This is a genomic window from Enterobacter sp. BNK-14 (assembly GCF_047456095.1).
GTDB lineage: Bacteria > Pseudomonadota > Gammaproteobacteria > Enterobacterales > Enterobacteriaceae > Enterobacter > Enterobacter kobei.
The window spans coordinates 1,987,518-1,999,398 of the sequence record NZ_CP179897.1 but is presented as its reverse complement, the minus strand read 5'-3'; the positions used below and the strand labels follow the sequence as shown (position 1 = coordinate 1,999,398).

4 protein-coding genes are annotated in these 11,881 nt (G+C 54.6%); all 4 read right to left on the bottom strand.

The window, feature by feature from the left end:
* Genes ACMGGM_RS09480 through ACMGGM_RS09465 form a run of 4 tightly spaced genes read right to left on the bottom strand, consistent with a single transcriptional unit; the run spans nt 1 to nt 11,856 of the window.
* A complete protein-coding gene (locus ACMGGM_RS09480) occupies nt 1–6,525 on the bottom strand; it encodes a filamentous hemagglutinin N-terminal domain-containing protein (protein WP_414149169.1) in 6,525 nt (2,174 codons plus the stop codon).
* Nucleotides 6,526–6,539: 14 nt separating this feature from the next.
* Nucleotides 6,540–8,273, bottom strand: coding sequence for a ShlB/FhaC/HecB family hemolysin secretion/activation protein (locus tag ACMGGM_RS09475; protein WP_023337753.1), 1,734 nt, complete (start codon nt 8,271–8,273; stop codon nt 6,540–6,542).
* Between the two features lie 17 nt (nt 8,274–8,290).
* Nucleotides 8,291–9,286 carry a fimbrial protein gene (locus tag ACMGGM_RS09470; protein ID WP_014885179.1) on the bottom strand — a complete coding sequence of 332 codons (996 nt, stop codon included), beginning with the start codon at nt 9,284–9,286 and terminating at the stop codon, nt 8,291–8,293.
* The gene (locus ACMGGM_RS09465; RefSeq protein ID WP_023337752.1) at nt 9,283–11,856 is read right to left on the bottom strand and encodes a fimbria/pilus outer membrane usher protein; all 2,574 of its coding nucleotides are present in this window, start codon (nt 11,854–11,856) and stop codon (nt 9,283–9,285) included. Before ACMGGM_RS09465 ends, ACMGGM_RS09470 begins: the two co-directional genes overlap by 4 nt.
* Nucleotides 11,857–11,881 lie beyond the last annotated feature (25 nt).

Here is an 11,881-nt window from a genome sequence, read left to right as displayed (position 1 = left end):
TCACATCGCCCCTGCGTTAATTTCAACGTTCTGGCCGCTAATGTCTGTTCCGTTCAACGTGGTGTCTTTTTTGGTATTGATCGAAACGTTATTGGCGCTGATGTGGTTAATGTTTTCCGCCGTGGAGGTGGAGGTCGAGTGCGATTTAGACGAACTGCCGCCAATGGTAACGGAACCGCCAGCCAGATCGTTGAGCAGCAGGTTAGAGGCCTCGCCCAGCACTTCCGCAGCCGTTGTTCCGGCGTTGGCAGACTGGCCTTCGGTGCCTTTTTCAATCAGGTTACCGGCTTTATCAAAGGTATCTACAAGGGTGCTGTGGGCTTCACCCGTGATACCAAACGACGTCGCTTTATGGGATGAGGTGTTTTTCATCTCATCTTCATATTTCGTGGTCGCGACGTCCTCGGCGTTGATGGTCAGGGCATTGCCCGCGCTGAGATCCGCCCCACCAATGTCAGCGGTCTTACCGGCTTCAATCGTCCCGGACTGGCCAAAGTTGATTGCGGCATTGGTGTTCTTTTTGCTGTCGGTGACGGACGAGTCACTGGAGGTGCTCATGCCAAACGTGAAGCCAGCCGTATCATTCACCGGCGCACGGCCAGGCTTCTTGCCGATAGCGGAGGTGTCGGATTCTGATCCTGCGCTGACATAGTCGCCGGAGGTCGTTTCGGTGCTGCCGCCGTCCATGGTGCCGTAGCTGGTGTTAACCGACTGGCCGCCGCCGCTGACGCCCGCGCTGATGACAAACTCGCGTGACGAGCTGTGCTGTTCTTCGTGAGCAACGTCCTGGGACGTTTTGATCGTCACGTCATTTTCAGCGGTGATGCTGCCGGTCTGGGCGTTGTAGGTCCCCCCTTCCATCACCACGTCGTTTTTGGCCTCGATACTCATGTTGCCACCAGCGGAAACATTCGCGCCAATGGCTTTGCCCGTGGTGGTTGAGGTATCAGACATCGTGTAGTTGAGCGCGCTTCTGACGTCGTTATCAATGATACGCGTGGCGTCAATTTCATGCAGGTCATTGAAGGTGACGTCGCCGTCGGTGGCCTTCATGCTTACATCCTGACCCGCCGTAATATCCGACGCGTTGGAGGTGATTGATTTAGCCTCCATGTTAATGCTGCCGCCTGCGGTAACGCCGTCCTCAAAGGCGTGGATCACCTGCTTGCCGCTCTCATCGCGCCCTACGCTGGCCGTCATGGTGATGTCACCCTGAGCTGCGGACATGTTCACGTCGCCCTCAGCGTTAATCGCCGCGCCGTTGTTATTGATATTGCCGCTGGTGCTGGACATATTGATGTCGCCGCCCGCAGAGATACCCGCGCTCATGCCGTTGCTAACGTTGTTGATATCCCCATCAGAGACCAGCGTCATGTCGCCTTTGGATGAGATTGTACCGTTGGCGTTATTGATGCTGTTCGCGTCGACGTTCATATCGCCACCGGCATGAACGGTCGCGGTGCCGCCGTTAACGTCTCCGCTCTCCATCTGACGAAGCGTTTCAGGGCACAGGTACACGACCGGGACCATCACGTCCACGCCGTTCACCGTCTGATTGACGAACCAGACGATATCGGCGTCCAGTCCGTTGCGCTGCTCCTCGGTCAGGGATTGACCAACAACCAGCCCCAGCTCGCTGTCCTGTGCTGCCAAGCCTGCATTATCCATCAGGGCCTGCACCAGCGCGTCGCCTTCCAGACCATCACGGATCGAAAAGAAACTGCCCACCGAGCTGTTGATCTCACGGCGGATCAATTCTGAGGTGAAGTAGTTATCACCAATAACGTTAACCGGCTTCTGCGGGTCATAGCCCACCTGATCGAAGAAGTAATCCGATCCTGTGTAAGCGCTCTGATCGATCATTGACGGACGCGTTTCAAAGATCGGAACGATATTGTTGGCTGGCCCCGGATAAGCCGTGCCATTTTTTTCCGCTTCGGCGGTTTTCTTAAAGTCGGTTGAGACTTCAAACATGCCCGGAATGGAGACCATATCCTTGATGGTTGGCATCGGGCTAATGCCCATCGCCAGCTCGTCAATTTTCTTGGTATTTACCTGGACATCGTAACCGGCAATGACCGTATCCACGGTGTATTCACCCACGTCGATATCGCTTACGTCGCTGTGGCTGTTAATCACCCCAGCGTCCGCAATACCGTTATCCAGCGTGCCGCCGTTATGCGTAAAGTTACCGCCCGCGGTGATCTCGCCTTTTTCAGAAGGAACGAAGTAGGTTTTATTGTTTTTTAATGCCTCATTATTGGAGGCTGTTACGCTCGCCCAGATACCGCACATTGTACCGTAGTCGGTGGTTTGCCAGGTTTCACCGAAGATGTCGGACATCATTTTGTTGAAAAGCGTGGACTCGTTGCCGGTCATCACGACGGCGTTGTACCAGAGCGCTTTTTCAGGGTCATCACTGCCTGTCTTACCGGCCGCTGCGCCATTGCCAAACTCGAAGTCGAGGAACTGGTAAAGAGTATCAAAGTTCCACGTTGACGTATGATAGGCGCCTAAATGCCACTGATAGGTGAGCCCGCCCTGCATCTCTAACGGCAGCTGCAGATAATCATAAATGGACATTTCACCGTATTCCGGTGAGTTGTAGATATCACCGGTAACCGTAATATCTTTCGCCGCCTGAATCAGACCACCTTTGTTTGTAATCTGTTTTCTGTCGTAGATATTGCGCTGGTTAATATTAATGTTGCCGCCCGCGCTGATCTCGGCCTGATGATCCAGTCTCAATCCCGAGGTCACAACCGGCATTGAGAAGTTAATCATGGTGTTAGATTTCGTCGCGAGATGCTCAACGGTGCTATATACCGCACTGGCGTTCTGATAACCCGTCATGGAGATTTCGTCGCCGGTATAGCTACTTTCGTTTCTGATGGATTCCGCGTCTAAATTCACGTCCTTCTCTGCGCGAATGATCCCGGCCTGGTTATGGATCTCCTTCGCGATAATCGACATATCGCCCATGCTGAGCACGTTACCCGACACGCCGTTGAAGAAAGTACCGTTACGGGCTTCCAGACTCATATCGCCCATCGTCCACAGCAGGCTACCGGCATTGTTGGTGATATTGCCCGCGGTGACGTTGAGATCGCCTCCGGTCACGATAGAGACGGCGTTGGTGAAATTACCGTCTGCATTCACGGTCAAATCGCCAATCGCTTCCATCTGGGTGCTATTGGTAAAGTCGCCGTGCGTGGCGATCGCCATCGCGCGTCCGGCGTAGATATTCTGGTTATTGGCGTCGAGGGTCAGGCTGTTGTCAACGCTAAGCGTGAGATCGCGTCCGGCCTCAAGAATACCGGCCGTGTTGTTCAGGCTGGCGAGAGTCAGCTGCAGATCCCGGTCGGCGGTGATGGAGGCGTTGGCATCGTTTTGCAGGTTTTTGGTCGCAACTGCAATATTTGTGCCCGCAATGACTGCTTCAGTGGTGTTTTTGATGTTGCCTGTCTGAACATTCAGCGAGGTCGTTTTTGCCCCTGCGAGCACGGCTTCATCGCTGTTGTTAAGGGTGTTCTTCACGTTCAGCGTCAGGTTGTTATCCGTCGAGACAATGGCCGCGCCACTCTCGTTGGTCACATTCTCTGACGTCACGATCACATCGCCGCCCGCCACCAGAGTCGAATTCGAACCATTTTCACTGCCGCTGTTGAGGAGCGAATTTGCCGCGACGGTTAACGCCCCATCAACGGCCTGAATCACCCCACCGGAGAGGTTAGTCAGTACGCCAACGGCGTTCAGCACCGTGTTCATGCTGGCCGTGATCACCGCCTGGCTGGAGTTGGTCAGGGAATCCACATCCTCGATCGTCAGGTTCCGCAGGGCCATGAGCACATGGTCGCTCCCGTCGTTCATCAGGCTTCGGATATTGCGGATAATCAGATCGGTGCCCGCCTGCACGACGCCGTTATTGTGCAGCGTGTCGCCGTTCTGCATCGTAATGCTGCCATCGCTGAGGATCACCGAGGCATTGTTCAGCGTATTCACACCGTCCAGGGTCATGTTGCCCGAGGCGAGGAGCGCCGCGTCAGTGCTGTTGTTCAGCGTACCCACGTTGTTCATGCTGAGGGCATGCTCAGACTGGATCACCGCACTGTTGCTGTTGTGGAGCGTATCCACATTGCTGATTGTTACGCTGCCGCTACCGACGATCGCGGCGCTGTTGGTGTTGGATACGTTTGTGATGTTCAGCATCGCCAGCGCACCGTCTGCAACCAGCTGAGACGCATCGTTGGTGAGGGTACCGATGTTGGACAGAGTGAGATTGCCGCTGCTGTAGAGGGTAGCATCGCTGATGTTATTCAGCGTGCCGATGTGGTCCAGCAGGATGGACGTTGCCTGAATGCCGGAGGCCGAGTTGGTCAGCGTTGTTGTGCCGGACAGATCCATCGCCCCACTCGCGAGCAGAACGGCGTCGCCCGTGTTGGTGAGAGTGGACATGTTGGTCAGGGTGACGTTTTTCCCCTGGATCCGGCTATTGTCGTTGGTCAGTGCAGTCGTCTGCGCGCCGTCCAGCGTAAGGTTTTCTCCCGCCAGGATCTCGCCGCCGTGGGTGTTATTTAATTGCTTACTGACGTTCAGCGCAACATCGCCCGCTGCGCTCAGGGTTCCGCCGTTGTTATTCAGCTTCGCCGCTTTCACCTGCGCTTTTTGTCTGGCGTTCAGCGTACCGCTGTTTTCAAGCGTCGCGTCGGCGTTGGACGCTGTCAGGGTAACGTTTTTCCCCTCGATTTTGCCCTGGTTCTTGATGGATTTACCGCTGGCAGTCAGGGAGACATCTTTTTCGTTGCTGATGATGTTACCGCTGTTGTCGACGTCGCCGCCGACGTTCAGGCTGACGGCTGCCGCATCACCCACGAGGGTGCCGCTGTTGGTCAAATTGCCGGTCGTGGTGACCTGCAGTGCGTCAGTGGTCGCACCGATGTTTCCACGGTTGTTCAGCGCGCTGGCGTTCATCACCAGCCGTTTTTCCGCGAAGATGCGGCCGTTGTTGTCCAGGTTGCCGACGCGGAGCGTCTGGTTATTGGATGCGTACAGCACGCCGTCGTTCTTCAGTGAGCCGGACGCAATCGTCAGGTCCCCCGTGGCGCTGACGGAGCCGCTGTTCACAAAGGCCTCTTTCAGGGTGAACTGCAGGGTGCCTTTTTTCGCCAGGACGCTGCCGCCGCCGTTATTCATGCTGCCTGCGGTAATCTGTACGTCACCGCTGTGGCTGATCACCTGGGTATCCGAGATCAGCGAGGCAAACGGCACTTCAACGCCGTTGACCTTCACAACGAAATCGCCGTTTTTCAGCGTCACGACGCCGTCTGCAATGACCTTGCCGTTGGCGTCCAGCGCCTGCAGTTTGCCGTTCAGGGTATACTGGCCCGCGACGTTAATCTGAATCGCCGGAACGGTGGTGGTGGTGCTGTTGGTTACCAGCGAGGCGGCATTTTGCACCAGCGAGCTGGCATCAATGCGGATTTTGCCGGTTGAGGCGATCACGTCGTTATTCAGCGTGATGCCCGCCAGGGCGTTCATGATAATGTCGTTTTTTGCCTGAACGCCGGAAGTGGATTTGTTCAGGGTGATATTCTTGCCGGAGAGCGACATATTTTTCTCGCTCGACAGGCTGGCGAGCGTAATGTCGCCATCCGCACTGATCTCGAGATCGCTGCTGGCGATAATGCCGCCGGCATGACGGACGCCCGCCCCGGATTCGGTGCTGATTAGCTGGATCTTTCCGCCGTACATGGAGCCAAGCGCGCTACCGTCGATAGCCACGGCCGGACCCCGTCCGTCGCCTTTGTTACGCACGGTGTGGCTACGGGTCGCAAGGTCGTAGTCGTTCTGGCCCGCCAGCACTTTGATGTCTGCTTTACCGGCAATTTCGCCTTCCAGCTGCGCGCTGCGGCTAACGATGTCAAAGTAGCCCAGCCCGTCGGTATTAATGCCCTGACCGGTGACGGATACCGCCCCTTTTTCGACCGCCAGCTTATAGGAACCGTCGTTATTTGCCTGCACTTTACCGGTGCTGAGGGTCAGGCTGTTGGCATTGATGGTGGTTGCGCCGTTCACGCTAATGCCGTTTTCGTTGGCAATGATGATGTCGGCCTTTTTACCGAAAACTTCCATCGTGCCGTTAATGTAGGACGCTTTCGCACCCGTTACTTCGCTGATAATGGCGCTGGCTTCGTGCTGCAGTTGGGCGTTTTTTACCGCATAGCCGCCAATTTTCGTTACGCCGTCCTGCATGCTGTTGTTAAAGATCATCCCCTGTTTTTCAACGTTAAATTCGTTGAATTTATTCATGGAGATGCCTTTCGCATTAGGATCGGCAATATTCACCACGGGCGTGCCGTTGGCCGCCTGGCCCATGGTAGGGCCTTTCGACTGACGATTATCAGGCGTGGTTGCCGCATCGACCGGGGCCGAGAAAATGCCGGCCAAAGACAGATATAATGGGCAGAGCCGCTTATGCAAATTGCGCGTGGTTATTTTTCCGCTGCGTGTGTTTTTGTTTTTCATTATTCTTCCCTTTGTTAGAAGTTAATTTCCGTTTTGTAATAAACCACCGTGTTATCGACGGTTTCTTCTTCCATTGAGTCTGGTTTTTTAACGGGCCACCCTGCCATAACGTAGGAAGAGAAATGGCTGCCAGTGGCTTTAACGCCCACTGATGCGCCCATCATGAATTGGCTGTCGCAGACATTGACGCCTTTCGGGCAATTATCTTTTGTGAAGCCAACGTCGTAGCCAATATAGGGCGTCAGCTGGTAAATACCGGCCAGTCCAATATCGAAAGGAAACTGCAGGCTATTGGCAATCCACGCGCCGCTGTCGCTCATCACGTTATCGTCTTTGAAACCACGAACGGTGTATTCATCGCCGATAGTCACTTTGGCATCACTCACCAGCACATCCGGCGTGTACTGAAAACCGCTGTTCAGCTCGTAGGTCATGCCGAGTCGGCCAAACTTAGCGAGCGGGCGCGTCCAGGAGGCAATGCCGTTGTATTTCAGATAATCGACGTCGAAACCCTCAAGGTCTTTATCGCCGTCGCGGGCTGAACCAAACCACGGCACCGCCGCGGTGACGCTCAGATCGCCATAGAACCAGCCACCGCCCATGGCGCCAACGTAGGTCAGGCCCGACGCCAGCGAGGTGTAGGTTTTTGAGCTAACGTCAATGCGCGCGTTTTCGATGCCGTTGTAGTTATCCCGGCGTTCGACTTTCATCCAGGCGCTGGTTTTGCCCGTTGCGCCACGCATCAGCATGCGGCTGATACGCAGGGATGCACGCTCTGACGTGCCATCGGAATCGTAAATGCCGAAGCCGCCGTCGATGCCTTTTTCGTATTCGGATTTGTAATAGCTGGTATCAAACCCCCAATAGCCCAGCGGCACGCTGTAGCTAAATGACCAGGAGTCCTGTTTATCATTATTATTTTTCAGATCGTTCCACGAGTAATACGCATTAAAAATGTCGTTTAATCCGGCAATATTTTTTGCCGTCAGGCTGCCGTAATATTGCTGCCAGCCTTCTGATTTGCTCCCGGAGTTATTTAACCCCGCCGCCGCGTCAATCGGAAATGAGGGCTGATGAATCAGGTTAAGATCGGAATAGCCATTAATGATTGAGGGTTCAACGCTAATATTATCCCTCTCCGAGACCCGCATCAGGTTCTCAACCATCTGGTCGACATCCTGCATATTGAGGATCTTGTCTTTGGCAAACGGGTAGGCGGTAAAAAGACGCGTGCTATCACGCAGGCCCGGTGTCTGGCCGTTCACCTTAAAATCGTTAATCTTTCCCCACAGCACGCGAAGCTTAAGCGTACCGCTCTTGATGTTGCCGGGGTCGATACTGATAAGAGTGGTGGCATAGCCACGGGAAATATAAAAATCCGTTAACTCTTTCACTAAGGTGAAAATGTCAGATTTACCAAGATCCTTACCCAGATAGCGCTGGACGATCTCCTCGCGCTGCGGCGATCCGTCGAACAGATGATCGTCGAGGATCTCGATCCGGGTTACGTTGAACTTCCACGATGAATTTGCCGGCAGGCCGGTCTCCGCGTCTTCGCCGCGAATTGCGCGCTGCTGTTGCAGCAACGCTTCCGTTCTTTTCGCCTCTTCAATCAGATACTGGTTACTCTGCCGCTCCAGGCGGTCAAGTTCCTGCTTGTTCTGAACTGAGGGCAGTATGGCGGCATGGGCCACCTGTAATAAAGGCAGTAAAAACAGGACGTTTTTGATTTTAAAATGACAACGCATCACTCTCTCCCTGAGCGTTATTTAATGACAACGGTGTATTGAACGGCGCCGACAACTTTGCCGGGGGTGAGGGCCGTCTTACGATCGACCCCGCCGCCAACATAGATTTGTGCCTGATAGTTTTTGGTGAGCGTGGAGGCGGTATAGACCTTCTCCTTACCCAGCGTGATCGCGGTTGAGTTCTTCTCAAAAAGGCGAATACTGAAATTGCTTGCATAGCCATCGCCGCTTTCAACGCCGATCACACCGGTCAACGCGCCTAAAGGGGTGTTAATTAAGGAGTTGAAAGTGATGCCAATTTGTTCCGTAGAAGGGCAGCCCACGGTGATGCTGAAGTCTTTTTTAACACCCTGAAAAGTATCGTCGTTTTGAAAATCGGCGATGTTATAGGTGCCTAAATCGACGTTTGTTGCCGAGGGGTAAATGGAGCACGAGGCGGTAACCACCTTAATGGCAACACCAAAGTTGATGGCCATAATCGGCAGTTTTTCGCTTTCATCGGCGGACGGGATCACCAGTGCCTCCGCCACCTTACCCGCTGGAATAAAGTATTCCCCTTCAGGCATCGAGCCGGTCTGGACCATTTCCACCAGAACCGTACTGTTTTTCACTCCACAACCGGTGGAGCACGTGGTCGGCGAACCCGAGTTACCCGGCAGCCATGAAGATTCGGTCTGCGTGGGCCATCGCATGCGAATGCCTATCCCCGGGATTTCGGTGTTATAGACATGATCAATCTGCGACCGGATATAGCTTCGCGAATAGCTTGAATGCCATGAAGATTGGGTGGACGCGTCGCAGGTGTAGCTGACGTCCGGCACCTGATAGGTTTTGCTCCATAAAACCTTGCCGACTTCACGCTGCTTTATGACGTTAAGCGTGATGTCGTCCATGATATTCAGCGTCGCCAACGGGGACGTGAGGGTGCACAACGCCGCATAGGCGTTGTTGCACGTTAAAGAGATAAACGCCGTGGATAAAAGAATCAGCGCAGCCGTAAAAATCCGTTTCATGGTGTTGCCCCGTTATTGATGCAGGTAATTTCAATAGCCTTAAACGCTTCTTCCTCGGTTGGTCGGTCCTCAGTGCCTTGCTTCACATAACGCGCACCGCACTGCGCGGGCTTTTTATTTTTCTTCCACTGGAGGGTAAAGACGTTTTGGCCTTCCTTAAGCGCCACCATCGCCACGCCGTTTTGACCGACCATGCCGATCGCGTTGTGCGATTCGTCCAGTACCGACGCACCAAATGGGATCACTTCGCCGGAAGGCTGCATAAAGCGCACAAAGCTCTGGCGATTGGCCTGGGTGTCCATTTTGATCAGCACTGCCGCGCCGGAGGTTGGCACGATGGTTCGGCGGGTGTCGTCGACCTCGACGGTATACGCGGTGCCTTTCGGGTCGGCGTACACCTCGTTGTACTTGTAAGGCACCAGATACCCGACAATGCCGTAGCCGTTGTCTTTGATGACGGCCTGGGAATCCGGGTAGATGCGGGAGCCTTCTGCGCCTTTTGCTTCCACGATGCCAATGGTGTCTGCGAGGGTCGGCACAAAGTTGATGCCGCCTTCATGCACCACCACGCCGCCGTTCAGGTTGACCCCTCCCATAAAGGAGTCCCGGGACTGGCTGTAGGTCATCCCGCCCGAGGCGCTCTCGCCCGTGTAGGAGAGGTTCATGCCGAAGTTAGTTTCCGGTGTGTTGGACTGGCTGAAATAGCCGCCAAAGCCAAACTGTGAGCGTTCCCCGGCGGAGCCGTTCAGCGAGGTACGGAAGTTGGCTTCTTCGCTGTTATAGCTAAAGTTGGCCCCCAGGCGAGCCTGCTTCTCGTAGTGGTGGCCAAGCGGCATGCTCACGTTCAGGTAGAGCGTATCTTCGTGGTCGCCATCGTCGTTATTGGTGCGGCCAAGGGAGATCCCCCAGGTCGTGATGCCAAACTGGTTGTTGTAGCCCAGCACGAAGTTCGACTTTTCATTCCGGCCCTGCTCGTTATTCCAGACGTTGCCCACAAACCCGCTGACGTAGAAGCTTCCCCAACCGGCGGGAAGCGTCTGGTTGATGTTGGCTTCCAGGCGCTCGCGATAGCGTTCCGGGAGAAAGTCTTCTTCATCGGCTTCAATCGAGCGCTTCAGGCTGACCGCGTCGCTCAGGGAGTAGAAATTCGCGCTGGAGTAGCGATAGCCAATCAGGCTGAAGTTCGTCCCGGTTGTCGGGAGGGTCTTCGCCAGGCTAATGCGCAGGCTCATATTGCAGAACGTGCCGCAGCCTGCGGTGTCCGGCTGCCCCTCGAAGCGGGTGAAAGAGCGCGTCACGTCTACGCCTAATGCGCCCAGACGGGTATTAATCGCAAAACCGGTCATCAGCGCCGCATAATCACCTTCGAACGCGCTCTGTCCGCCAACGTAGCCGGTAAAGTTATTGAATAAGCCGTACTGAAACGTGCCCTCAACCGCTTTCGGATCCTCTTTCAGCCAGGTATCGCGGATTTCACCCGCAGCCACAGAGTAGCGGGAGTAACCTTCGCGCAGCAGCTGCGGCACGCTGGAGTAGGGGACCACGAAGTAGGACTCTTTGCCGTTTGTCTCTTTAACGGTGACCTCAAGATCGCCGTTATAGCCGGTCGCATAGAGATCGCTGATGGCGAACTCCCCAGGCGGCACCACTTTTTCATACAGGGTGTTGCCAGCCTGCTTGATGGTCACCGTGGCGTTGCTGTTGGCGATGCCGCGCACCACCGGGGCATAGTTGCGTACCGAGTCGGGAAGCATGCGATCGTCCGTGGCGAGACGAACGCCACGCAGGGCGGTAGTGTCAAAAAAATCACCGGTGGTGTTCAGATCGCCCAGCACAATCTGCGATTGCAGCGGCGCAATCGCCCGCTCTGCATAGGCCTGGATATGCTGTACGCCGGTATTTTCCGTGTCGCTGCCGGAGCTCAGGCTGTCGTAAGTCGTAAAGCGCCATGCCCCCAGTGCGAGGGTGTTGTGCAAATTGCTGTAGAGATAGGTCGCGTTATCCTGAGCGGGGCGATAACGTGAACTGGTGGCGCTGAGGGTATAGGAGGACATCAGCGCCGGCACGCCGTTATCCCATAACTCCGGGCTTACGTAACCCGCAGGCGTGTTAAGCAGCATTGCCTGAGGAATCGTGACATCCAGCTGTTCTTCTACCGCATTATAATTAACCGTCGCGCCTTTAATCAGCTCAGGGAGAATAATGCAGGTATTCTGCTTCCAGTCGGGGGGAAGTTTTGATGTGTCGACGTCAAAGCGGACGACCATTTCGGGCGTCATGCAGGCGTTGAATCCCTGCTCATTATTTGCAGCCACAAAGGTAACGGTCCAGGTATTAACCGGCTTGAGGTTGCTGTAAACCTCAAGCGTATATTTCCCCGGCAGTATTTTTTCAACGCCGTCAAATTGTGTCAGATCGATTCCGCTATCGTAATACTTCATAAACCCACGAGAAAATGTCATCGGCTTACTGGTATCACTGGCATATACTGCGAGTGGCGCAATGGTCACCGAAATGACAAAGCCACTAATCACCCGCAGAATGTTAGTTTTTTTGTAAAACATCGACATATCACCGTCCTGGTCAATATGATTA